This window comes from Mycobacterium sp. VKM Ac-1816D, from assembly GCF_000416385.1.
Lineage (GTDB): Bacteria > Actinomycetota > Actinomycetes > Mycobacteriales > Mycobacteriaceae > Mycobacterium > Mycobacterium neoaurum_A.
Genome location: NZ_AOHQ01000143.1, coordinates 1 through 23,682, shown reverse-complemented (window position 1 = coordinate 23,682; position 23,682 = coordinate 1). Strand labels below are relative to the sequence as shown.

Genomic DNA, 23,682 nt, shown 5'->3' with positions numbered 1-23,682 from the left:
CACCGCCGAACACACATTGACCTCGGCCCTCCAACACACATTGGAGGGCCGAGGCATTTGTGCATATATGACCATTTATCAGCCATTTTTATTGACCGAATTCATTGGTAATAATTGGTTGTATTCATTGCAACTGTCGTGATTAGCCAACTCCCGGCTATCCTTTCTGCGAGACGGTTGATCAATCAGGAAGGCGACTGTGGCCGAGGACAGACAAGGCAACAGCGACGATCGGCGGCAGCGCCGGGCCCCGGGCGACAATCCGCGTTCCGGAGGGAACAGCGGTCAACGCTCGAGCGCCGACGGTGCACAGCGTTCCGGCAGCGGTGGCTACGCGCGTCGCGGTGGACGCGACCGGCCGAAGCCGCCACGGTCGGACGGTCCGCGCCGAGACTTTCGGGGCGGTAGCGAGAACATCACCACCGGACCGCGTATCCCCAACGAGATCGAGGCAAAGCAGCTGGCCCCGGAGATCCGCAGCGAGCTCATCACTCTCGACAAGTCGACCGCCGATGTGGTCGCCCGTCACCTGGTGGCGGCCGGTGAGCTCCTCGAGGAGGATCCCGCTGCGGCGCTGGAGCATGCGCGGGCCGCGCGGGCCCGTTCGGGCCGGATCGCCGCGGTGCGCGAGGCCGTCGGAATCGCCGCGTACTACTGCGGTGACTGGGCACAGGCGTTGGCCGAGCTCCGCGCCGCGCGGCGGATGGGTAGCAAGTCCGCACTACTGCCGTTGATCGCCGATTGTGAGCGCGGGGTCGGACGCCCGGAACGGGCGATCGAGCTGGCGCGCGGTCCCGAAGCCGACGAGCTAACCGGTGACGACGCCGAGGAATTGCGGATGGTCGTCGCGGGCGCCCGCTCCGATCTGGGTCAGCATGAGCAGGCGCTGGCCATCCTGTCGAGCCCGCCGCCGGATCCTGCTCGACCCGGGACCACCAGTGCCCGGCTGTTCTACGCCACTGCCGAGACTCTGCTCGCACTGGGCCGTGCGGACGAGGCGGTCCAGGCCTTCATCAATTCCGCGGCGGCCGATGTCGAGGGCGTCACCGACGCCGAAGAACGACTCGCCGAGCTCACCTAGATGGCCTCGCTGGCGCAGGAGCACGATTGCCTGCTCCTGGACCTTGACGGCACGGTCTTCCGCGGACACGAACCCACCCAGGGGGCCGTGGACAGTCTGGCGGCCGTGCAATCCCGGGCCCTCTTCGTCACCAACAACGCGTCCCGTTCGGCGTCCCAGGTGGCCGAGCATCTCGGCGAGCTCGGGTTCACCGCGCGCGATGAGGATGTCGTCACCAGCGCCCAGAGTGCGGCACGACTGGTCGCCCAACAGGTGCCCGCCGGCTCTGCGGTCCTGATCGTCGGGACGGACGCACTGGCCGCCGAGATCGCCGCTGTCGGTCTCGAGCCTGTCCGCACGTTCGCCGCCGATCCCGTCGCCGTCGTCCAGGGCCACAACCCGGACACCGGATGGTCCATTCTTGCCGAGGCTGCCCTGGCCATCCGGGCCGGCGCGCTCTGGGTGGCCGCGAATGTGGACCGCACATTGCCCTCCGAGCGCGGGCTGTTGCCCGGCAACGGGTCGATGGTCGCCGCGTTGCGTACCGCCACCGACACCGAACCCCAGGTTGCCGGAAAGCCGGCACCGAGCCTGATGAAGGACGCACTGGCACGCGGGGATTTCGGCACACCGCTGGTGGTCGGCGACCGTCTCGATACCGATATCGAGGGCGCCAATGCCGCGGGCTTGCCGAGCCTGATGGTCCTGACCGGGGTCAACGACGCCGCCGACATGGTGCGGGCGGCGGCCGGTAGTCGACCCGACTTCCTCGCCGAGGACCTGCGGTCTCTGCATACCGCCGCCGACGACCTGCGCATCGCGGCGCACCCGGCTTGGCAGGTCGATATCGACGGCACGACCGCGACCGTGCGGTCCACCGGGGTCGCTACGGCGGATGACCTCAGTATCGTGCGCGCCACTGCCCACGCCGTGTGGTCGGCGTCGGCACTCGTGATCGAGGCCGGTGACGATACCGCGCGATCGGCGCTGCACCGCTGGTCGCTGCTGGGCTGAGCCCATCGGCTAGCGTGATCAGCGATATGAGTACCGAACCCGAGCAGATCCGCGCCGGTATCGCGGCGCTGCTGGCCGATCTGCCAGACCTAGAAGCCGGTGGGCTGGAAGACGCCGATATCGATGCGGTGGCCGTACGCCTCGAAGAGGCGCATGACCTGTTGGTACGTGCTCTGGAATCCGTGGAGGGCCGAGGCGACGCGAATCGGGGGCTGTGATTCCGATGACGGCGATCCGATGACGCGGCGTGCACGGGTGGATGCCGAGTTGGTCCGGCGGGGGCTGGCGCGCTCGCGCCAGCAGGCGGCGGAACTGATCTCGGCCGGCCGGGTGCAGATCGACGGAATGCCGGCCGCCAAGCCGGCCACCACGGTCGCCGTCGACGCCAAACTGACCGTCGCCGCCGACGAACGGGTGTGGGTGTCGCGTGGCGCGCACAAGTTGATCGGTGCGCTCGACGCGTTCGGAGTTTCCGTCACCGGTCGGCGCTGCCTGGATGCCGGGGCGTCCACCGGTGGATTCACCGAGGTGCTCCTGGACCGCGGCGCATCCGAGGTCGTGGCGGCAGATGTCGGATACGGGCAGCTGGCCTGGTCGCTGCGTTCCGATGACCGGGTGCAGGTGTTGGAACGCACCAACGTCCGCTCGCTCACCCCGGACCTGATCGGCGGACCGGTTGACCTCATCGTCGCCGATCTGTCCTTCATCTCGCTGTCCACCGTGCTGCCCGCGCTGACCTCCTGTGCCTCTCCGCAGGCCGATATCGTTCCCATGGTGAAGCCCCAGTTCGAGGTCGGCAAGGACCGGGTCGGTGCTGGTGGGGTGGTCTCCGATCCCGCTCTGCGCGCCGAGGCGGTGCTGGCTGTTGCGCAGCGAGCCGCGCAATTGCATTGGCACGCAGTGGCTGTCACTGCGAGCCCGCTTCCGGGGCCGTCCGGGAACGTGGAGTTCTTTCTCCGGTTGCGCACCGGCGACGACACCGCACTGACCGGTGCCGATCTCGAACGGACCATCCAGCAAGCGATCGACGAAGGGCCGCAATGACCTCACAGGAATCGAGCCCGGGCCGCACCATCCTGTTGGTGGTGCACACCGGGCGCGAAGAGGCCACCGAGACCGCCCGCCGGGTGGAAAAGGTGCTCGGTGAGCATGGCATCGCGCTGCGGGTGCTGACGGCCGAAGCCGTCGACCGAGGTTCACTGCACCTGGCGCCGGGGGAGATGCGTTCCCTCGGCGTCGACATCGACGTCGTCGATGCCGACGAGCAGGCCGCCGAGGGATGCGAGCTGGTTCTCGCCCTCGGTGGTGACGGTACTTTCCTGCGCGCTGCCGAACTCGCCCGCAATGTCGAGATCCCGGTTCTCGGAATCAATCTCGGCCGGATCGGTTTCCTGGCAGAGGCGGAGGCCGACGCGATCGACAAGGTGCTCGATCACGTCATCGCCAGGGACTATCGCGTAGAGCAGCGCATGACACTGGACGTCGCGGTCCGCCAGGACGGTGCGGTGTGTGACCGCGGATGGGCACTCAATGAGGCGAGCCTGGAGAAGGGCCCACGCCTGGGTGTGTTGGGGGTGGTGCTCGAGGTCGACGGGCGCCCGGTATCGCAGTTCGGCTGTGATGGTGTGCTGGTATCGACGCCGACGGGTTCGACGGCCTACGCGTTCTCCGCGGGGGGACCCATTCTGTGGCCCGATCTGGAGTCGATTCTGGTGGTACCCAACAACGCTCACGCATTGTTCGCCCGCCCGATGGTGACCAGTCCGGATGCGTCCATCGCCATCGAGGTCGAAGCCGGTGGTAATGATGCGATTGCCTATTGCGATGGGAGACGCAAGATGGTGGTGCCTGCCGGGGCACGTCTGGAAGTGACCCGCTGCGGTACGTCGTTGAAGTGGGTTCGCCTGGACAGTGCGCCGTTCACCGACCGGCTGGTGCGCAAGTTCCGGCTGCCGGTCAAGGGATGGCGCGGCCAGTAGTGCTCTCCGAAATCCGAATCGAGTCGCTGGGTGCGATCAGCTCGGCGACCGCAGAGTTCGACCGCGGCCTGACGGTGCTGACCGGTGAGACCGGGGCCGGTAAGACGATGGTCGTGACCGGCTTGCATCTGCTCGGCGGCGCCCGCGCCGATGCCAGCAGGGTGCGCACCGGCGCCGGCCGGGCGGTGGTGGAGGGCCGGTTCAGCACCACCGAACTCGGTGCCGACGTGGCATCGCGGATCGACGACATCCTGGAATCGTCGGGTGCCGAGCGCGATGACGACGACAGCGTGATCGCCGCGCGCTCGGTGAACCGGGAGGGGCCGTCTCGGGCGTACCTCGGCGGGCGCAGCGTGCCGGCCAAGTCGTTGAGCACCTTCACCAATGAATTGCTGGCCCTGCACGGGCAGAACGACCAGCTGCGCCTGATGCGTCCCGACGAGCAACGCGGCGCATTGGACCGCTATGCCGATGTGACCGCGCCGTTGCGGCGATATCGCGCGGCGCGCGAGCAGTGGTTGGCCGCCCGCCGGGACCTGACCGACCGCACCGAGCGCGCGCGCGAACTGGCGATGGAGTCGGACCGTCTGACCTTCGGGCTCAACGAGATCGACACCGTGGACCCGTCGCCGGGTGAGGACGAGGCATTGGTCGCCGATATCCGCCGGCTCTCCGAACTCGATGCGCTGCGCGATGCCGCAGCGGTGGCCCGGGGGTGGTTGGCGGGTCCCATCGACGATGACGGTTCCGAATCTGCCTCGGCCGCAAACGGTGTTGCTCAGGCCAGAGCCACGTTGAGTGCCACTGATGACGCAGCGTTGCAGGCGTTGGGCGAGCGGCTGGTCGAGGCGGTCGCCGTGATCGGCGACGTGTCCAGCGAGCTGGGCGATTTCCTTGCCGAACTGCCCAGTGATGCCAGCACCTTGGAATCCAAGCTGGCCCGTCAGGCCGAGCTGCGGGGGTTGACCCGTAAGTACGCCCCGGATATCGACGGCGTCCTGGCCTGGGCGGCGGAATCACGGACCCGGCTGGCCCAACTCGACGTGTCCGAGGAGGCGCTCGCCGGATTGCAGGCCCGCGTGGACGAACTGCACGCCACGGTCGTCGCTGCGGCCGCCGACCTGACGAAAGCGCGCACCAAGGCCGCAAAGGGACTGGCCAAGGCGGTATCTGCCGAGCTGTCCGGGCTGGCGATGGCCGGGGCGGACTTCGGCATCTCGGTCTCTGCGCTGCCCGCCCGCGCCGACGATTCGGCGCCGGTGACCTTGGCCGACGGCACCGCCGCACACGCGGGCCACGACGGCGTGGACGCTGTCGAATTCGGCTTCGCCGCACACAAGGGCACCGAGCTGCTGCCGTTGGCCAAGAGCGCATCGGGCGGTGAGTTGTCCCGGGTGATGCTCGCTCTGGAAGTGGTGCTTTCGGCCTCCGACGAGGGCACCACGATGGTGTTCGACGAGGTCGACGCCGGTGTGGGCGGGCGCGCCGCCGTTCAGATCGGTCGCCGGCTCGCCCGGCTGGCCCGGACCCATCAGGTCATCGTCGTCACGCATCTTCCCCAGGTGGCCGCGTATGCCGACACCCATCTGGTCGTCGAGAGCGGACCGAAGTCCAGCAGGGTGGTGCGGCTGGACGACGAGGAGCGGGTGGCCGAGCTGGCGCGCATGCTGGCGGGCCTCGGCGATACCGACAGTGGACGCGCACATGCTCGCGAGCTGTGGGAGTCTGCCCAGCGCGACCGCGGGGAAGGCTGAATCAGGCCGGGTTGGCCGGCGACAGCGCGGCGGTGCTCCAGTGCAACGGGCTGACGTCGGAGATCTCGACCGCCTCGGCGATGTCGAACTCCACGAAACATTGGACACCCTCGGCACTTTCCCACACGATCTCGGCCGTCCCGGTCAATTGCAGGGTGCTTCCGGTGTCCCAGTCCGGGATCAGCAGACCGACGCTGGAGTTGGTGGCGATGTTGCCCAGCGTCATGAACATCGAGTTGCCCCGATAGTCGGGCCAGCGCAGCCGAGTGGGGGACAGGACCTCCAGGAAGCCGGGATTCCCACCGCGGTGTGAGGCATCGGCGTTGCCGTCGGGGTCGGCGGATCCGACAAAGAACGTGTCGGCTTCGGCGAGCCGGCGCCGCATGGTGTCGTCGAGGGCATCGGTCCTGCGCAGATCGCGCCGTGCGGGCGGGGCCGTGACCCTCTCGATATGCCTGCGGGAGATGTACTTCGGGCAGTTGGAATACACCTGATCGGGATGAATGGACAGCCCGGTACCGGTGGCCGTCGCGATGCCGTTGATGCGCATCCGGTGCCGGCTCTGCGGCTCGATCGCGATCATGCCCACCTGCCGAGGGCGGCCGTTCAGCACATCGTGCAGCGGATCGCCGGGGACAGGCAGCGCCTCGATGGTGACGACGCCGTCATCAGCGTGCATGAAGCCGACCGGGCCGGTGATCAGACCGGCCCAGACCCGGCCGGCGTCATCGGTGGCGGCGAGGACGGCCATCGGTTGCTCGGTCAGGAAATCCGCTGCCGCCGCGGGTATCTCGTCGCGCACCATCCTGCTGAGGCGGCGGGCGATATCGCTCTGGCCCAGGCGGTGCTGCACCGCCAGCTCACCCGCGTGGTAGACGGTCATGGCGAGCTCAGAAGAAACCGCAGGTGGGCGACTCGCCGTGGGGCGCAGGCTCGTTGTGCACGCCGTCCAACGTATAGACCTCGAGCCGAATCCCGTCGGGATCGGTGAAGAAGATCCCGCCTGACGGCGTGCCCTCACTGTGTGCGACCACGCCCTCGTGGGTGAACGTCACGCCGAGGTCCTTGAGCCTGGCTTGCACGGTGCGGACATCATCGATGCTGTCGACCAAGAACGCCAGGTGGTGCAGACCGGGAGTGCGGGTGGAGAACGCGCCTGCGCTTTGTTGCCACAGGGTCACGCGCAGTTCGCCGTCGAGCCCGAGGAAGGCGAACTTGCGGTCACCATCGTCGTTGACGTGCAACGACTCGAAGCCCAGTGCACGCCGGTAGAAGTCGATGGACCGACTGAGGTCGGTGACGTTGATGCCGACGTGGCCGGGGGCGAGTTGTGCCGTGGTCATACCAAACCTCCATTAACCGGTGTAATCAATTTCAAAGGTTAGACTCCGATGGGGCTATGGTCAACCACCAAAGATGGTTTTACCGGTTATCGCGCTAGAATGCGGTATGCGCGATCCGCGTCCGCTCCTCGGTGAACCACTTGCGCTGGATCTGCTGAACACCACTTGGATGTCGGCGGGCGAGTTGCGCGACCTTCTCGCCGATGTGGACGGCCTACGCTGCTGGCTCACCACCAACGGGCTCGAAAAGCGCTGTCCGGCCGATGAGAAGGCGCGTATCGCACTGGTGTGCGCACGGGAGGCGGTCCTGCGAACCGTCGCCCACGGCGAGATCGACGATCTGAACACCGTGCTCGATCACGGTCGCCTCCGCCGCACTCTCACCACTACCGGGCCGCAAGACGAACCGGAGGTCGACAGCGCGGAGTGGTTATCGGCGTGGCTGGCCGCCGACGATCTGCTGCGAATGCTCACCCGGGCCCCGGACCGAATCAAGCAATGCGCCCATGAGAACTGTGTCCTGTGGTTTCACGACACCTCGAAGAACGGCACCCGCAGATGGTGCTCGATGGCCGCCTGCGGCAACCGGGCGAAGGCCGCCAGGCACTATTCGGCGAAGCGAGACTGACACCGTTTCAGTGTTGCAGTTGTGACAAAAGAAAACTACTGGGGCTGATGTTACGGCGCGCCTCCACCTCAACTTGAGGGTTCGAGTCCAGAATCGGCTCCATGAAGATGTCAGCGTTGCTATCGCGTAATGCCAGCTCAAAGCCGGGCGTCATCGGTACGGCCCGCGTTGATCGCGACATCGACCGATTGCTTCGCCGTATCGGCCCGGGCGACATCGTCGTCCTCGACGCCCAGGACCTCGATCGCATCACCGCCGATGCGCTCGTCGAAGCCGAGGTCGCCGGTGTGGTGAACGCCTCACCGTCGATCTCCGGGCGCTATCCCAATCTGGGTCCCGAGGTGTTGGTCGCCAACGGCATCGTCCTCATCGACGAGGCGGGGCCGGAGATCTTCAAGAAGATCAAGGACGGCGCCAAGATCCGGCTCAACAACGGTGGTGTCTACTCCGGTGACCGCCGCATCGGTCTGGGTGCCGAGCGCACCGATCTGGAGATCCACGAGTTGATGGTGGAGGCCAAGAGCGGTCTGGTCGCCCATCTCGAGGCGTTCGCGGGCAACACCATCGAGTTCATCCGCAGCGAGAGTCCGCTGCTGATCGACGGCATGGGCATCCCCGACATCGACGTCGACATGGACCGGCGCCACGTCGTCGTCGTGGCCGAGGGTGCATCGGCCGCCGATGATCTCAAGGCGCTCAAACCGTTCATCAAGGAGTACCAGCCGGTGCTCGTGGGTGTCGGGGCCGGTGCAGACCTGCTGCGCAAGGCCGGCTACCGCCCGGCGCTCATCGTCGGCGATCCCAGCTCCATCAGCACCGACGCGCTGCGCTGCGGCGCCCAGGTGGTGCTGCCGGCCGACGCCGACGGGCATGCACCCGGCCTGGAGCGCATCCAGGATCTCGGTGTGGGGGCCATGACCTTCCCGGCGGCCGGATCGGCTGCGGATCTGGCGCTGCTGTTGTGCCACCACCACGGCGCCTCGCTGATCGTCACCGCCGGGCACAGTGCGACCATCGAGGAGTTCTTCGATCGTTCACGCCAGCAGAGCAATCCCTCGACGTTCCTGACCCGGCTCAAGGTCGGCGAGAAGCTCGTGGACGCCAAGGCGGTCTCCACTCTGTACCGCAGTCGGGTTTCCGGCGGCGCGATCGCCCTACTGGTGCTGGCGATGCTGCTGGCGGTCATCGTAGCGCTGTGGGTGACCCAGGCCGACGCCGCGGTCATCGACTGGGTTGTCGACTACTGGAACCGTTTCCTGATCTGGGTGCAGGGCCTGGTTTCCTAGCCATTCTCAGTTGACGGGAGCAGATCGTGATTTCTCTTCGCTCACATGCCATTTCGCTGGCCGCCGTTTTCCTGGCGCTGGCTGTGGGCGTGGTCCTGGGATCGGGCCTTTTTGCCGATACCGTGCTGTCGGGACTGCGCAACGACAAGGCCGATCTGCGGACCGAAATTGAGACGCTCACCGACGAGAAGAATGAGCTCAACGAAAAGCTGAGCGCAGCCGGTGAATTCGATGCGCTGATGGCTCCGCGGATGCTGCGCGATACCTTGCGCGGCACCTCGGTGGTGATGTTCCGAACCCCCGATGCCGCGGACGACGATGTCGACGCGGTCACTCGGATGGTCACCCAGGGCGGTGGGACTGCCACCGGAACCATTTCCCTGACACCGCAATTCGTGGACGCCAACTCCTCGGAGAAGCTGCTGTCCGTGGTCAACTCGCCGATCGTTCCCGTCGGTCGGCAGCTCGCCACCACCTCGGTCGACCAAGGTTCGCAGGCCGGTGACCTGTTGGGCATCGCCCTGTTGTCCGGCAAGGATCCGGCCGTGCCCGATGATCAGCGCGATGTCGTCCTGCAGACCCTGCGCGACACCGGATTCATCACCTATGAAGGGCAGATCGGTGCCGCCGACACCGCGGTGATCATCACCGGCGGCTCACTCGGCGACGACGCGGGCAACCGGGGCGCCACGGTCGCGCGGTTCGCCGGGGCGCTGGCACCGCACGGTGGTGGGACGGTGCTGGCCGGCCGCGACGGTTCGGCGACCGGGACCGCGGCGGTGGCGGTTACCCGATCGGATGCGGCGCTGTCCAACGCGGTGACCACCGTCGACGATATCGGTGCCGAATCCGGGCGGATCACCACCGCGCTGGCCCTCAGTGATCTGTTGCGCGGGAGCCAGCCCGGCCGGTATGGCATCGGCCAGGGTGCGACGTCGGTCACGGTGCCGCAGTAACGCAGGGATACATCTCGTCGCTCCGCTCGCCCGGGGTTGATTTCCCGTCGCTCCGCTCGCCCCGGGTTACGGCGCGTCAGTATCAGCATGTCCGCGCTGGTGTTAAGGTGAGATTCCGTGGGTCGGCAGGCCCTGAATAGGCCAAAACCTATTCGCCCCATCGCCACGGAGGTTGCACTTGCCCGGCCATGCCAAACCGTTACGGAAGCACCCGCAGACTGCGACCAAACACCTCTTCGTCAGCGGTGGTGTCGCGTCGTCGCTGGGTAAGGGCCTCACGGCCAGTAGCCTCGGCCAGCTGCTCACCGCACGCGGTCTGCAGGTGACCATGCAGAAGCTCGATCCCTACCTCAACGTCGATCCGGGCACCATGAACCCGTTCCAGCACGGTGAGGTGTTCGTCACCGAGGACGGCGCCGAGACCGACCTGGACGTCGGGCATTACGAGCGTTTCCTCGACCGGGATCTGTCCGGTTCGGCCAACGTGACGACCGGACAGGTCTACTCCACGGTCATCGCCAAGGAACGCCGCGGCGAGTACCTCGGCGACACGGTCCAGGTCATCCCGCACATCACCGACGAGATCAAGCGTCGCATCCTGGAAATGGCCGAGCCGGACGCCCAGGGCAACCGGCCCGACATCGTCATCACCGAGATCGGCGGCACCGTCGGCGATATCGAATCGCTGCCGTTTCTGGAGGCGGCCCGTCAGGTCCGCCACGAGGTCGGTCGCGACAACTGCTTCTTTCTGCACGTCTCGCTGGTGCCCTACCTGGCCCCCTCGGGTGAGCTCAAGACCAAGCCCACCCAGCATTCGGTGGCCGCATTGCGCAGCATCGGTATCAGTCCCGACGCGTTGATCCTGCGCTGCGACCGCGATGTGCCGGAGGGCTTGAAGAACAAGATTGCGCTGATGTGCGATGTCGACATCGACGGCGTCATCTCCACTCCCGACGCCCCGTCGATCTACGACATCCCCAAGGTGCTGCACCGCGAGGAACTCGACGCCTACGTGGTGCGCAAGCTGAACCTGCCCTTCCGCGACGTCGACTGGACGCAGTGGAACGATCTGCTGCAGCGTGTCCACGAGCCTCGTGAGACGGTGCGAATCGCGTTGGTGGGCAAGTACATCGACCTTTCCGATGCCTATCTGTCCGTCGCAGAGGCGCTGCGCGCGGGTGGTTTCAAGCACTACGCCAAGGTGCAGATCGACTGGATCGCCTCCGATGACTGCGAGCTCGACGCCGGCGCGATCGCCGCGCTCGACGGTGTGCACGGTGTGCTGATTCCCGGTGGCTTCGGCATCCGCGGTATCGACGGCAAGATCGGTGCCATCCGGTACGCCCGCAAGCGTGGGGTGCCGGTGCTCGGCCTGTGCCTGGGGTTGCAGTGCATCGTCATCGAGGCCGCCCGCTCGGTCGGCCTGACCGAGGCCAGTTCGGCCGAGTTCGATCCGGACACCCCGGATCCGGTGATCGCCACCATGGCCGATCAGCTCGATGCGGTCGCCGGTGACGCCGACCTCGGCGGCACCATGCGGCTGGGGGCCTACCCGGCGGTGCTACAGCCGGACTCGATCGTGGCGGCGGCCTACGGTGCCACCGAGGTCTCCGAGCGGCACCGGCACCGCTATGAGGTCAACAACACCTACCGGGACCGCATCGCCGAGAGTGGCCTGAAGTTCTCCGGAACCTCACCGGACGGGCACCTTGTCGAGTTCGTCGAGTACGGCGCCGACGTGCATCCGTTCCTGGTCGGCACGCAGGCCCATCCCGAACTCAAGAGCCGGCCGACCCGGCCCCATCCGCTCTTCGCGGCGTTCATCGGCGCGGCCTTGGATTACAAGGCCGCCGAACGACTTCCGTTGGAGGACGTGGAACGCTCAAGCCACGGTGTCGAGCATGGTGAGGACGCGGATCAGCCCTCGCCCGAGCCGGCGCAGCGTGGCTGAGCACGAGTTCGTCACCCGCGCGAGTGAGACCGCGCACGTCGGCAAGATCCTCGCGCTGCGCATCGACGATGTGCAGATGCCCGGAGGGCACAGTGCCCGCCGCGAGGTGGTCGAACACTTCGGTGCGGTCGCCGTCGTCGCGATGGACGACGACGACCGCATCGCGATGGTCTACCAGTACCGCCATCCCGTCGGCCGCCGGTTGTGGGAACTGCCGGCCGGACTGCTGGACATGGGTGGTGAGCCGCCGGCGTCGACGGCGGCCCGCGAGCTGCACGAGGAAGCCGGCCTGGCAGCCGAAAACTGGTCGGTGCTGGTCGATATCGTGACCTCGCCGGGCTTCAGCGATGAGAGCGTGCGGGTGTTCCTGGCCACCGGGTTGTCCGATATCGGCCGTCCCGAGGCCGACGACGAAGAGGCCGACCTGAAGCTGGAGTGGGTGCCGCTGGCCGATGCGGTGCGCCGCGTCCTGAGCGGTGAGATCGTCAATTCGATTGCCGTCGCCGGGATTCTGGCCGCGAATGCCGCACCCGACCGATCGGCGCTGCGTCCTGTCGATGCGCCGTGGCTGGACCGTCCCACCGCTTTCGCCGCGCGGCAGGACCACCGGTGACCACCGCGACCGGCGCGCTCGACGATCAGGTGCAGGGCTACCTGGACCACCTGGCCATCGAGCGCGGGGTCGCGGCCAACACCATCAGTTCCTACCGGCGCGATCTGCGCCGCTACGCCGAGTATCTGCAGGGTCGCGGCATCGTCGACCTCCGTGCGGTCGGTGAGAACGATGTCAGTGAGTTCCTCGTCGCGCTGCGCAAAGGCGATCCCGACCGCGGTGCGGTCCCGCTGTCGGCGGTCTCGGCGGCCAGAGCGCTGGTCGCCGTCCGCGGCCTGCACCGGTTTCTGGCCATCGAGGGCGTCGTCGAGGTCGACGTCGCGCGCGCGGTGAAGCCGCCCACCCCCTCGCGGCGCCTCCCCAAGAGTCTGTCGGTCGACGAGGTGCTGGCCCTGCTGGAGGCTGCCGGTGGCGACCGGGACGCCGACGGGCCGCTGAGCCTGCGTAACCGGGCGCTGCTGGAGCTGCTCTATTCCACGGGGGCGCGCATCTCCGAGGCCGTCGGCCTGGACGTCGACGATGTCGACACCGAGTACCGGTCGGTGCTGCTGCGCGGAAAGGGCGGCAAGGACCGACTTGTCCCGGTGGGCCGGCCGGCCATCAGCGCACTCGACGCGTACCTGGTGCGGGGCCGCCCGGAGCTGGCCCGGCGCGGTAAGGGCACCCCCGCGATCTTCCTGAACGCCCGTGGCGGCCGGTTGTCCCGGCAGAGCGCCTGGCAGGTGTTGCAGGACGCGGCCGCGGCCGCCGGGATCGCCTCGGCAGTCTCCCCGCACACCATGCGGCACTCCTTTGCCACCCACCTGCTCGAAGGCGGTGCCGACGTGCGCGTCGTGCAGGAACTGCTGGGTCACGCCTCGGTGACCACCACCCAGATCTACACACTGGTCACCGTCAGCGCGCTGCGCGAGGTGTGGGCCGGGGCGCACCCCCGGGCGCGCTGAAGTCGCCGGGGGCATAGCCAGCGGGTCTGCCGTCACGGCGGGTTGTGCACAGCTAGACTCTGCTGCGATGTTCGCCATGGATGAGTGCCGCCTGACCTCGGTGGCTGCGCCGTGAGCGACGACGTCGGCGGCGGTGGCAGCCTGAACCTCGGCATCGAGCCGCAGGTGGAGCTGGGCCTCACCGGACGGCCCGTCCGAGAGATCCCGGAACCGGCGCCCCGCACCATCCACGGTCCGGCCAAGGTCATCGCCATGTGCAACCAGAAGGGCGGCGTCGGCAAGACGACATCGACCATCAATCTGGGTGCCAGCCTGGCCGAATACGGCCGGCGGGTGCTGCTGGTCGACCTGGACCCGCAGGGTGCGCTGTCGGCGGGGTTGGGTGTGCCGCACTACGAGTTGGACCACACGGTCCACAACCTGCTGATCGAGCCGCGCGTCTCGATCGACCAGGTGCTGATCAAGACCCGCGTCAGCGGTCTGGACCTGGTGCCCAGCAATATCGACCTGTCCGCGGCGGAGATCCAATTGGTCAACGAGGTCGGCCGCGAGCAGTCGCTGGCGCGGGCGCTCTACCCGGTCCTCGACCGCTATGACTACGTCCTCATCGACTGCCAGCCGTCGCTGGGCCTGCTCACCGTCAACGGCCTGGCCTGCGCCGACGGGGTGATCATCCCGACCGAGTGTGAGTACTTCTCACTGCGCGGGCTGGCGTTGCTGACCGACACCGTGGACAAGGTCCGCGACCGGCTCAACCCCAAACTGGACATCAGCGGCATCCTGGTCACCCGTTATGACCCGCGCACCGTGAACGCGCGCGAAGTGATGGCACGGGTTGTCGAGCGCTTCGGCGATCTGGTCTTCGACACCGTGATCACCCGTACCGTACGGTTCCCGGAGACCAGTGTCGCCGGTGAGCCGATCACCACGTGGGCGCCGAAATCCACTGGGGCCGTGGCGTATCGGTCGTTGGCCCGCGAGGTCATCGCCCGGTTCGGTTCGTGAGCGACGACACAGCTCCCGCGACCGCCGAGGCGTCCGAAACCAGTGAGGCCAAAGCGGGCTTCCAGGTTCGGCTGAGCAACTTCGAGGGCCCCTTCGACCTGCTGTTGCAGTTGATCTTCGGTCACCGCCTCGACGTCACCGAGGTGGCGCTGCATCAGGTCACCGACGAGTTCATCGCCTACACCAAGGAGATCGGCCGCCAGCTCGAACTCGACGAGACCACCGCTTTCCTGGTGATTGCGGCCACACTGCTGGACCTCAAGGCGGCCCGGCTGCTGCCCGCCGGCGAGGTGCACGACGAGGAGGATCTCGCGCTGCTGGAGGTCCGCGATCTCCTGTTCGCCAGACTGCTGCAGTACCGCGCGTACAAACACGTCGCGTTGATGTTCGCCGAGCTGGAGGCCGCGGCGCTGCGCAGTTACCCGCGTTCGGTATCCCTGGAACCGCGCTTCGAGGAGCTGTTACCCGAGGTCATGATCGGTGTGGACGCCGATCGCTTCGCTCAGATCGCGGCGGCGGCGTTCACCCCGCGGCCGGTGCCCAGCGTGCGGCTGGACCACCTGCACGTGCAGCCGGTATCGGTACCCGAGCAGGCCATGCGCCTGATGGGTCTGCTGGAGCAGCGCGGGATCGGGGGGTGGGCGTCCTTCGGTGATCTGGTCGACGGGTGTGACGTGATGCAGATCGTCGGTAGCTTCTTGGCGCTGTTGGAGCTCTACCGGGCCAGGGCGGTAGCATTCGAGCAAGTAGAACCGCTCGGTGTGCTCCAGGTTTCGTGGACCGGGGATCGGCCAACCAACGAACACCTGGCAGCCGCAGTGGAAGAAGACTGATGACCGACAATGTGACCGACACCGAGCTGGACGCCGCCGATATCGGCGAGCTCGGTCCGGCCGACGGCACGGACGCCGAGTCGGAGAACGAACCCCTCGACGATGCCGAACTGCGGTCGGTGTTGGAAGCCCTGCTTCTGGTGGTGGATACCCCGGCGTCACTCGATGCGCTGGCTTCGGCCACCGGTGAGCCGACCGACCGGATCGCCGCCATCGTGACCCAGCTGGCCGCCGAACTCACCGAGCGCAACAGCGGTATCGATCTGCGCGAGGCCGGCGGCGGCTGGCGGATGTACACCCGCGCCCGGTACGCGCCCTATGTGGAGCGGCTGCTGCTCGACGGGGCGCGCTCGAAACTGACCCGCGCGGCGCTGGAGACCCTCGCCGTGGTCGCCTACCGACAGCCGGTCACCCGTGCCCGGGTCAGCGCGGTCCGTGGCGTCAACGTCGACGCCGTGATGCGAACGCTGTTGGCGCGCGGTCTGATCACCGAGGCCGGTACCGATTCCGACAGCGGGGCAGTCGCTTTCGCGACCACAGAGCTGTTCCTGGAGCGGCTGGGGCTGTCGTCGTTGGCGGATCTGCCCGATATCGCACCACTGTTGCCCGATGTCGATGTCATCGACGATCTGAGCGAGAACCTGCACGATGAGCCGCGCTTCGCCAAACTCGGCGCCGCGACTGCCGTACCCGAGCCGCCCGCCGGCATCGACGTGGACAAGGACTGACATGAACGAGCCGGACGGTGTCCGCTTACAGAAGGTGTTGTCACAAGCCGGGATTGCCTCCCGGCGAGTGGCCGAACGGATGATCCTCGACGGCCGCGTCGAGGTGGACGGCCGGATCGTCACCGAGCTCGGCACCCGGGTCGACCCCGACAACGCCGATATCCGGGTCGACGGTACCCGCGTCATCGTCAACGAGGATCTGGTCTACCTGGCCATCAACAAGGAGCGCGGCATGCACTCCACGATGTCCGATGACCGGGGCAGGCCCTGTGTCGGCGATCTGGTGGAGCACCGGGTGCGCGGTAACAAGAACCTCTTCCACGTCGGCCGGCTGGACGCCGATACCGAGGGGCTGCTGATCCTGACCAACGACGGTGAGCTGGCGCACCGGCTGATGCACCCGTCCTACGAGGTGCCCAAAACCTATGTCGCCACCGTCATCGGACGCGTGCCGCGCGGATTGGGCAAGAAGCTGCGCGAGGGCGTCGAACTCGACGACGGCCCGGTCACACTCGACGATTTCGCGGTCGTGGACACCCTGCCCGGCAAGACGCTGGTCAAGGTGACCCTGCACGAGGGACGTAAACGCATCGTCCGCCGGACATTGGCTGCGGTGGGTTTCCCGGTGGAGGCATTGGTGCGCACCGATATCGGCACGGTGAACCTGGGGGACATGCGCCCCGGCAGCATCCGGGTGTTGACCCGCAAGGAGATCGGCGAGTTGTACAAGGCGGTGGGAATGTGAGCACGGGACCGACGATCGCGCTGGACGGACCGGCCGGCACCGGTAAGTCCTCGGTGTCGCGAGGTTTGGCCCGTGCAATGGGCATGCGCTACCTCAACACAGGGGCGATGTACCGCATCGTGACGCTGGCCGTGCTGCGTGCCGGGGTCGATCTCGATGATGCCGAGCGGGTGGCAGCGGTCGCAGCCGATGTCGACCTGGCGGTCAGCTATGACCCCGACCACGACGAGGCATTTCTCGGCGGTGAGGACGTCTCGCAGGAGATCCGCGGCGACGAGGTCACCGGTGCGGTGTCGGCCGTCTCGGCGGTACCCGCCGTGCGCACCCATCTGGTTCGGCTGCAGCGGGAGCTGGCCGCCGGTGACGGTGGCGTGGTGGTCGAAGGGCGCGATATCGGGACCGTGGTGCTCACCGACGCGGAAGTGAAGATCTTCCTGACCGCCTCGGCCGAGGAACGGGCGCGCCGGCGCAACGTCCAGAACGTCGCGGCCGGGCTCGGTGACGACTACGAGGCCGTGTTGGCCGATGTGCAGCGCCGCGACCATCTGGATTCGACGCGGGCGGTGTCACCGCTGCGTCCCGCCGAGGACGCCGTGATCGTGGACACCAGCGATATGGACGAGGCCGCCGTGGTGGCCCACCTGCAGGAGCTTGTGGAACAACGGGTGGGAGCGCACCGATGACCGAGGACGGTACGTGGAACGACGAAAGCGACTGGGATTCGGTCGTTTTCGAAGAAGGCGCGGACGAAGAAGAATCGGCACCGCCCCCGGTGGTGGCCGTGGTGGGCCGGCCCAATGTGGGTAAGTCCACGCTGGTGAACCGGATCCTCGGCCGCCGCGAGGCCGTCGTGCAGGACATCCCCGGGGTGACCCGTGACCGGGTGTCCTACGACGCGAGCTGGTCGGGCCGACGGTTCGTCGTGCAGGACACCGGCGGCTGGGAACCCGACGCCAAGGGGTTGCAGCAGAAGGTCGCCGAGCAGGCGGCGATCGCGATGCAGACCGCCGACGCCATCATCATGGTCGTCGATACGACCACCGGGGCCACCTCGGCCGATGAGGCGGCCGCCAAGAAGCTCCAGCGTTCGGGCAAGCCGGTCTACCTGGCCGCCAACAAGGTCGACAACGAACGCGGTGAGGCCGACGCGGCCGCACTGTGGTCGATGGGCCTGGGGGAGCCGCACCCGATCAGCGCGATGCACGGTCGTGGCGTGGCCGACCTGCTTGACGCGGTATTGGCCGAGCTGCCCGAGGTGTCCGAGGTGGGCGGCGGCGGCCCCGGTGGGCCGCGGCGCGTCGCGCTGGTGGGCAAGCCCAACGTGGGCAAGAGCTCGCTGCTGAACCGGTTGGCCGGCGACGAGCGCTCGGTGGTCCACGATATTGCGGGCACCACCGTCGACCCGGTGGACTCGCTGATCGAATTGGACGGAAAGCCTTGGCGTTTCGTCGACACCGCTGGTTTGCGACGCAAGGTCGGTCAGGCCAGCGGTCACGAGTTCTATGCCTCGGTGCGCACCCACAGCGCCATCGATTCCGCCGAGGTGGCCATCGTGCTCGTCGACGGATCGGTGCCGCTGACCGAACAGGACCTGCGGGTGCTGACCATGGTGATCGAGGCAGGCCGGGCGCTGGTACTGGTCTTCAACAAATGGGATCTGGTCGACGAAGACCGGCGCTACCTGCTGGACAAGGAGATCGACCGGGAACTGGTGCAGATCCAATGGGCACCGCGGGTCAACATCTCGGCCAAGACCGGCCGTGCGGTGCAGAAGTTGGTGCCTGCCCTGGAGACGGCGCTGCGGTCCTGGGATATGCGCATCCCGACGGGCCGACTCAACACCTTCTTCAAGGAGATCGTTGCCGCGACGCCGCCGCCGGTGCGCGGCGGTAAGCAGCCCCGCATCCTGTTCGCCACGCAGGCTGCCTCCCGGCCGCCGACCTTCGTCCTGTTCACCAGTGGGTTCCTTGAGGCCGGTTATCGCCGGTTCCTGGAGCGCAAGCTGCGCGAGACGTTCGGCTTCGAGGGCAGCCCGATCCGGATCAACGTGCGGGTGCGCGAGAAGCGCGGAGCCAAGGCCGGCGGAGCGAAGCGCTAGCGGAGCGACCCAGGGACACGGAGCGAAGCGCTAGCGGAGCGACCCAGGGGCAGGCAGCGAAGCGCTAGCGGAGCGACCCAGTAGCACGGAGCGAAGCGCTAGCGGAGCCAAGCGCTGGAAGCGGCGCCGGAGCACCTGGGTAGGGTGGCCGAAGTGTCGACGACCCACATGATCCTCATTGCTCTGGCCGGAGTGGGAGCCGGCGCCATCAACGCGATCGTCGGTTCCGGCACGTTGATCACCTTCCCGACCCTGGTGGCACTTGGCTTTCCGCCGGTGACCGCGACCATGTCCAACGCCGTCGGCCTGGTCGCCGGTGGGGTGTCGGGCACCTGGGGGTATCGCCGCGAGCTGCGCGGGCAGTGGAACCGGTTGCGTTGGCAGATCCCGGCCTCGCTGGTGGGTGCCGGTTGCGGAGCGTGGTTGCTGCTGCACCTGCCGGAGAAGGTGTTCCAACAGGTCGTGCCGGTGCTGCTGGTGCTGGCGCTGGCGCTGGTGGTGATCGGCCCGCGTATCCAGGCTTGGGCGCGCCGCCGTGCCGAGGCCCAGGGACAGTCGGTGCACGACATCAGCGTGGGCCGGATGGCGGCGCTGATCACCGGGACCTTCGTCGTCGGGATCTACGGCGGCTACTTCACCGCCGCCCAGGGCATCCTGCTGATCGCGGTGATGGGTGCGCTGCTGCCCGAGGACATGCAGCGCATGAATGCCGCCAAGAACCTGTTGTCGCTGCTGGTCAACATCGTTGCGGCGGTGGCGTACACGGTGGTCGCCTTCGACCGGATCAGCTGGGCCGCGGCCGGCCTGATCGCCATCGGCTCGCTGATCGGCGGTTTCCTGGGCGCACACTACGGCCGACGGCTGTCTCCCGGGGCGCTGCGCGCGGTGATCGTCGTGGTGGGATTGATCGGGCTGTATCGATTGTTGACCGTGTAGGCTGACTCCGGTTTACGGCTCACGAAGGGACTGTTCAGATGGCTGATCGCGTGTTCATCACGCCGTCGCCGTCGGACGCGTTCGCCCTCGAGCCGTTCTGGCCTTCCCGCCGGTTGATGGCGTTCGACGAATGGTGTTGTCCGCGTCCCTGACGCGTCCCATTCGTCGCGGTCCCCGTGTGCGGTGACCACCATCCCCGAGAGCAGCCATGCGTTCGCTTCTGATCTTCACCCTTGTCGGTGCCGGTGCCCAACTCGTCGACGGCGCGCTGGGAATGGCCTTCGGTGTCACCGCCACCACGCTGCTGGTGCTCTCCGGGGTGGGCGCGGCCCAGGCCAGCGCCGCGGTGCACCTGGCCGAGGTGGGCACGACGTTCGCTTCCGGTCTGTCGCACTGGAAGTTCAAGAACATCGACTGGAAGTTGGTCGGCAAGCTCGGCGGGCCCGGCGCGGTGGGTGCCTTCCTGGGGGCGACCGTGCTGTCCTCGTTGTCCACCGAGCATGCGGCCCCGCTGATGGCGGCCATCCTGGTGGGTATCGGGGTGTACGTGCTGTTGCGGTTCTCGCTGCGCACACCGCTGACCTTTGGTGCCAAGGGCACCAGTCACAGCGTCAAGTTCCTCGCCCCGCTGGGTCTTTTCGGCGGGTTCATCGACGCCTCCGGCGGTGGTGGCTGGGGACCGGTGACCACCAGCACGCTGCTGTCGCAGGGCAAGACCGCGCCGCGCACCGTCATCGGATCGGTCAGTGCCTCGGAGTTCCTGGTCGCGGTCTCGGCGTCGCTGGGCTTCCTGATCGGTCTGCGTCAAGAATTCCTAGAGAACTGGCCGGTGGTCGTCGGTCTCATGGTCGGCGGTGTGATCGCCGCGCCGTTCGCGGCGTGGTTGGTCACCAAGGTCAGCCCGGCGCTGCTGGGCTCCGCCGTGGGCGGTGTCATCGTGCTGACCAACAGCCAGAAGTTGGTGCACTTCTTCGACGTGCAGTGGCCGTGGTCGACGGCGATCTACTCGGTCATCGTGGTGGTGTGGGCGACGTTGGTGTTTTACGCGTGGCGAGTGTCGCGCGCACCGAAGTTCGCACCGGTCGAGGCCGACGAGGCCGCATCAGACGTCGCGTCAGAAACGGTCGCGCGCTGACTCCTGCTCCAACACCGCCTCGAGGTCGCCGAGTCGATCCATCGACGACACCGCCCGCCGGGTCCGCATGTTCTTGGCCAGCCGGTCGCGGTTGTGGTGGGTGAAGGCCCAGTAGCCGGCGGTGAAGGGGCAAGCATCGTCGCCGACGCGTTTCTTCGGGTCGTAGGCACAGTCGCCGCAGTGGTCGCTCATCTTGTTGATGTAGGCGCCGCCTGATGTGTAGGGCTTGGTCGCCAGCAGGCCTGCGTCGGCGTGCTGGCTCATGCCGATGACGTTGGTGGGCATGACCCAGCGGAAGCCGTCGACGTAGGCGGTGGCGAACCAGTCGGTGAGCTCGTCGGGCCGGTATCCGCGCTGCAGCGCGTGGCTGCCCAGGATCATCAGCCGCTGGATGTGATGGTTCCAGCCGCGGTCGCGCAGCCCTTCCAGCGCGGAGTGCAGGCAGGCGGCGGTGACGGCGTCGGCATCCAGGTCGGCCCACCAGTCGGGTAACCGGGTGTGGGCCTCGAGTTCGTTGTGGGCTGTGTAGTCCGACCCGAAATGCCAGTACAGATGCCACATGTATTCACGCCAGCCCAGGATCTGGCGGATGAAGCCCTCGACGGCGGCCAGCGGCGCGTCGCCGTCGCGGTAGGCACGCTCGGCGGCCTCGACGGCATCCAGGGGGTGCAGCACGCCGAGATTGAGGGGGACCGACAGCAGCGAATGCGACATCGCCCAGTCCTGGCTCATCATGGCGTCCTCGTAGCGGCCGAAAGCCGGCAGCCGGTGTTCGATGAATCTCTTCAGCGCGCGTCGCCCTTCTGCCGGGTTGACGGCGAACAGGCGCGGACCGTCGTTGCCGATGGTGTGCAGGTCGAGGGCATCGAGGTCGCGGCGAACCTGGGCGTCGATATCGTCCTCGCGCGGTTGGTAGGGCGCCGGGACGTCGAGGGTGCGCTGTTTTTTCGGCGGCGACTCGCGGTTGTCCTCGTCGTAGTTCCACCGGCTACCGACGGGATCCTTGCCCTCCATCAGGACGTCGAAGCGGCGACGTTGGTCGCGGTAGAAGTCCTCCATGCGGAAGCGGGTGCGCTCACCGGCCCAGCTCTGGAAGTCCTTGCGCGGCAGCGCGAAGGTCGGTGTCGGCAGGACCTCGGTGACCAGGCCCTGCTTCTGCAGTCGGTGGACGAACTTCTCGGCGGCGTGCGAGGTGGGTTCGTGGACCAGGACGGGCTTGTTGAAGTTCTTCAGGGCCTCGGTGTAGCTGTCGGCCTGGATGAGGGTGGCGCGGTCGCCGAGGTCGTGGGCGGCATGGCGCAGCGCCGAGAGCACCAGGTGCAGCTTCTGGCGGTGGTAGCGGCGCTTGCCCAAGGCCGCGGTGGACTCGATGAGCAGCACCTCGCGGTGGGCGTGCTCACCGCCGTAGACGGCCGGCCCGAGCTGGTCGGCGAACAGCCACAGGGGAGTGTCGTCACGGGTGTCTGGCACCACTGATCAGTACCCAGATCCGTGACGGATGACGCGGTTGGGATTTGGGTGGGGGCCTGAGGTAGAGTTTCGCTCGCCTACCGGCGATCCCGGAAGGCACTCGGGCTGTGGCGCAGCTTGGTAGCGCACTTGACTGGGGGTCAAGTGGTCGCAGGTTCAAATCCTGTCAGCCCGACCGAGAAAACCCGCTCTGACCAGTGTCAGAGCGGGTTTTGTCGTTTGCGGGACTTGGTGAGTTTCGGTCAGTGTCCCGACAGTGTCCCAAGCGGGTTACGGCGGGCCAAGTGTCAGCCGAAGAGGGCGGCACCGGCCGCGCGCAGATCCTCGCGCTGCGCGTCGGAATAGATCGATAGCGAGACCGACGGATCGTGACCGTGCCAGGCAGCGACGACGTGTACCGGCAAACCGCCGGCCAGCATCAGACTGACGCTGGTGTTACGCAACCCCTTGAGATGAATACGGCGTAGACCAGCGCGCTGGCGGAGACGTTGAAATTCATCTGAATACCACTCATGGCGGATGGGGGAGCCGTCCTCACGTACCGCTACCAAACGGTCATCGGCCCATCGACTACCGAAAGCGCGGGCTTCGTCTTGCTGTCGTTGCTTCAACTCCGATAGAGCGGAAGCCAGCTCGGTAGGTAGGGGGAGGTCTCGAATGCTTCGACGAGACTTCGGCATGCCCTCAACCGCATCGTTGCCGACTACTACGCGGCTGCGGCGGATCGACAGGGTGTCGCCCTCGATTGCCGACCACCGTAAGCCCAAAATCTCGGAGCGACGCAGCCCGTAACAGCTCAGCAGCCAGCAGGCGAACAGCCTGTCGTCGCGGACTGAGGTGCGGAACTGTTGGACCTCGGCAAGCGTCCAGGATTTGGAAGTCTCGGGTTTATCGTCCGGGAGTTCGTCAGCCGGGCGTTCGACGAGAGCGATGACGTTTCGGGTAAGCGCGCCCTGGTCGACGAACGACTGAATGACCATCCGGAAGGTTGTCAATGTCGAGCGGACGGTGATGGCTTTGACCCCGCGTGCAGGCGAGTTGTTCAGCGTGGCTTCTCTGGGGGCGTAAACACCCCGGCGCAGCCGCGTGATGCGGCTCGCTCGTATTAGCCCGGCCAGGCAGGTGTGCACATCATCGCCGGGGTCTGCTGCACGATCAGGTGACAGACAGTTTCGGTCACGCGGCCTGACTGGCCCGTGTGGTC

General features: G+C 67.1%; 24 protein-coding genes and 1 tRNA gene. 21 read left to right on the top strand and 4 right to left on the bottom strand.

Going from position 1 to position 23,682, the window contains the following annotated elements; genetic code table 11:
- The first annotated feature begins 199 nt into the window (after positions 1-199).
- The 6 genes from G154_RS21940 to recN are packed head-to-tail and all read left to right on the top strand — an operon-like array spanning position 200 to position 5,807.
- The gene (locus G154_RS21940; RefSeq protein WP_019512111.1) at positions 200-1,081 is read left to right on the top strand and encodes a tetratricopeptide repeat protein; all 882 of its coding nucleotides are present in this window, start codon (positions 200-202) and stop codon (positions 1,079-1,081) included.
- Positions 1,082-2,074, top strand: coding sequence for an HAD-IIA family hydrolase (locus tag G154_RS21935; protein WP_019512112.1), 993 nt, complete (start codon positions 1,082-1,084; stop codon positions 2,072-2,074). It abuts the gene before it with no gap.
- 26 nt (positions 2,075-2,100) lie between these two features.
- On the top strand, positions 2,101-2,292 hold the full coding sequence (locus G154_RS21930; RefSeq protein ID WP_023985929.1) for a hypothetical protein: 192 nt from the start codon (positions 2,101-2,103) through the stop codon (positions 2,290-2,292).
- A 19-nt stretch (positions 2,293-2,311) separates the two neighbouring features.
- Positions 2,312-3,118, top strand: coding sequence for a TlyA family RNA methyltransferase (locus G154_RS21925; RefSeq protein ID WP_019512114.1), 807 nt, complete (start codon positions 2,312-2,314; stop codon positions 3,116-3,118).
- Entirely contained in the window at positions 3,115-4,053 is a 939-nt protein-coding gene (locus tag G154_RS21920) for an NAD kinase (protein ID WP_019512115.1), read from the top strand. The genes G154_RS21925 and G154_RS21920 overlap by 4 nt, the downstream gene beginning before the upstream one ends.
- Positions 4,053-5,807: a DNA repair protein RecN gene (gene recN, locus G154_RS21915; protein ID WP_019512116.1), complete on the top strand. Its 1,755-nt coding sequence runs from the start codon at positions 4,053-4,055 to the stop codon at positions 5,805-5,807. Before G154_RS21920 ends, recN begins: the two co-directional genes overlap by 1 nt.
- Position 5,808: 1 nt before the next feature.
- On the opposite strand, the gene G154_RS21910 is transcribed toward recN, so the two are convergent.
- Positions 5,809-6,690, bottom strand: coding sequence for a pyridoxamine 5'-phosphate oxidase family protein (locus G154_RS21910; protein ID WP_019512117.1), 882 nt, complete (start codon positions 6,688-6,690; stop codon positions 5,809-5,811).
- Positions 6,691-6,697: 7 nt separating this feature from the next.
- Positions 6,698-7,150: a VOC family protein gene (locus G154_RS21905; RefSeq protein ID WP_019512118.1), complete on the bottom strand. Its 453-nt coding sequence runs from the start codon at positions 7,148-7,150 to the stop codon at positions 6,698-6,700.
- 106 nt (positions 7,151-7,256) lie between these two features.
- On the opposite strand from G154_RS21905, the gene G154_RS21900 reads away from it, so the two are divergent.
- The 14 genes from G154_RS21900 to G154_RS21835 all read left to right on the top strand — a co-directional run bounded on the left by G154_RS21900 (position 7,257) and on the right by G154_RS21835 (position 21,008).
- Positions 7,257-7,778, top strand: a complete 522-nt coding sequence (locus tag G154_RS21900; protein WP_019512119.1) for a CGNR zinc finger domain-containing protein — start codon at positions 7,257-7,259, stop codon at positions 7,776-7,778.
- Between the two features lie 101 nt (positions 7,779-7,879).
- Positions 7,880-9,064, top strand: coding sequence for a putative cytokinetic ring protein SteA (gene steA, locus G154_RS21895; RefSeq protein WP_019512120.1), 1,185 nt, complete (start codon positions 7,880-7,882; stop codon positions 9,062-9,064).
- 26 nt (positions 9,065-9,090) lie between these two features.
- Complete coding sequence (locus G154_RS21890) at positions 9,091-10,020, top strand: copper transporter (RefSeq protein ID WP_023985928.1); 930 nt, start codon at positions 9,091-9,093, stop codon at positions 10,018-10,020.
- A gap of 178 nt (positions 10,021-10,198) precedes the next feature.
- Entirely contained in the window at positions 10,199-11,971 is a 1,773-nt protein-coding gene (locus G154_RS21885; RefSeq protein ID WP_019512122.1) for a CTP synthase, read from the top strand.
- Positions 11,964-12,584: an NUDIX hydrolase gene (locus tag G154_RS21880; protein ID WP_019512123.1), complete on the top strand. Its 621-nt coding sequence runs from the start codon at positions 11,964-11,966 to the stop codon at positions 12,582-12,584. The genes G154_RS21885 and G154_RS21880 overlap by 8 nt, the downstream gene beginning before the upstream one ends.
- The gene (gene xerD / locus G154_RS21875; protein WP_019512124.1) at positions 12,581-13,528 is read left to right on the top strand and encodes a site-specific tyrosine recombinase XerD; all 948 of its coding nucleotides are present in this window, start codon (positions 12,581-12,583) and stop codon (positions 13,526-13,528) included. Before G154_RS21880 ends, xerD begins: the two co-directional genes overlap by 4 nt.
- 165 nt (positions 13,529-13,693) lie before the next feature.
- On the top strand, positions 13,694-14,533 hold the full coding sequence (locus G154_RS21870; RefSeq protein ID WP_174241770.1) for a ParA family protein: 840 nt from the start codon (positions 13,694-13,696) through the stop codon (positions 14,531-14,533).
- Positions 14,530-15,366: a segregation/condensation protein A gene (locus G154_RS21865; RefSeq protein ID WP_019512126.1), complete on the top strand. Its 837-nt coding sequence runs from the start codon at positions 14,530-14,532 to the stop codon at positions 15,364-15,366. The genes G154_RS21870 and G154_RS21865 overlap by 4 nt, the downstream gene beginning before the upstream one ends.
- Positions 15,366-16,094, top strand: coding sequence for an SMC-Scp complex subunit ScpB (gene scpB, locus G154_RS21860; RefSeq protein WP_019512127.1), 729 nt, complete (start codon positions 15,366-15,368; stop codon positions 16,092-16,094). Before G154_RS21865 ends, scpB begins: the two co-directional genes overlap by 1 nt.
- Position 16,095: 1 nt before the next feature.
- A complete protein-coding gene (locus G154_RS21855) occupies positions 16,096-16,839 on the top strand; it encodes a pseudouridine synthase (RefSeq protein WP_019512128.1) in 744 nt (247 codons plus the stop codon).
- Positions 16,836-17,522, top strand: a complete 687-nt coding sequence (gene cmk, locus G154_RS21850) for a (d)CMP kinase (RefSeq protein WP_019512129.1) — start codon at positions 16,836-16,838, stop codon at positions 17,520-17,522. Before G154_RS21855 ends, cmk begins: the two co-directional genes overlap by 4 nt.
- On the top strand, positions 17,519-18,937 hold the full coding sequence (der, locus tag G154_RS21845; RefSeq protein ID WP_019512130.1) for a ribosome biogenesis GTPase Der: 1,419 nt from the start codon (positions 17,519-17,521) through the stop codon (positions 18,935-18,937). Before cmk ends, der begins: the two co-directional genes overlap by 4 nt.
- Before the next feature lie 168 nt (positions 18,938-19,105).
- Positions 19,106-19,873, top strand: a complete 768-nt coding sequence (locus G154_RS21840) for a sulfite exporter TauE/SafE family protein (RefSeq protein ID WP_019512131.1) — start codon at positions 19,106-19,108, stop codon at positions 19,871-19,873.
- Positions 19,874-20,081: 208 nt separating this feature from the next.
- Positions 20,082-21,008, top strand: coding sequence for a sulfite exporter TauE/SafE family protein (locus tag G154_RS21835; protein ID WP_019512132.1), 927 nt, complete (start codon positions 20,082-20,084; stop codon positions 21,006-21,008).
- Here G154_RS21835 and G154_RS21830 read toward each other — a convergent pair.
- Positions 20,988-22,478, bottom strand: a complete 1,491-nt coding sequence (locus tag G154_RS21830; protein ID WP_110807438.1) for a cryptochrome/photolyase family protein — start codon at positions 22,476-22,478, stop codon at positions 20,988-20,990. The two genes, G154_RS21835 and G154_RS21830, sit on opposite strands and share 21 nt — an antisense overlap.
- Positions 22,479-22,579: 101 nt before the next feature.
- Here G154_RS21830 and G154_RS21825 point away from each other — a divergent pair.
- Positions 22,580-22,653 (top strand) — tRNA-Pro (locus G154_RS21825).
- Between the two features lie 112 nt (positions 22,654-22,765).
- Here G154_RS21825 and G154_RS21820 read toward each other — a convergent pair.
- Positions 22,766-23,682 (bottom strand): site-specific integrase (locus G154_RS21820; RefSeq protein ID WP_237742526.1); only part of this gene is annotated, 917 nt, incomplete at its 5' end.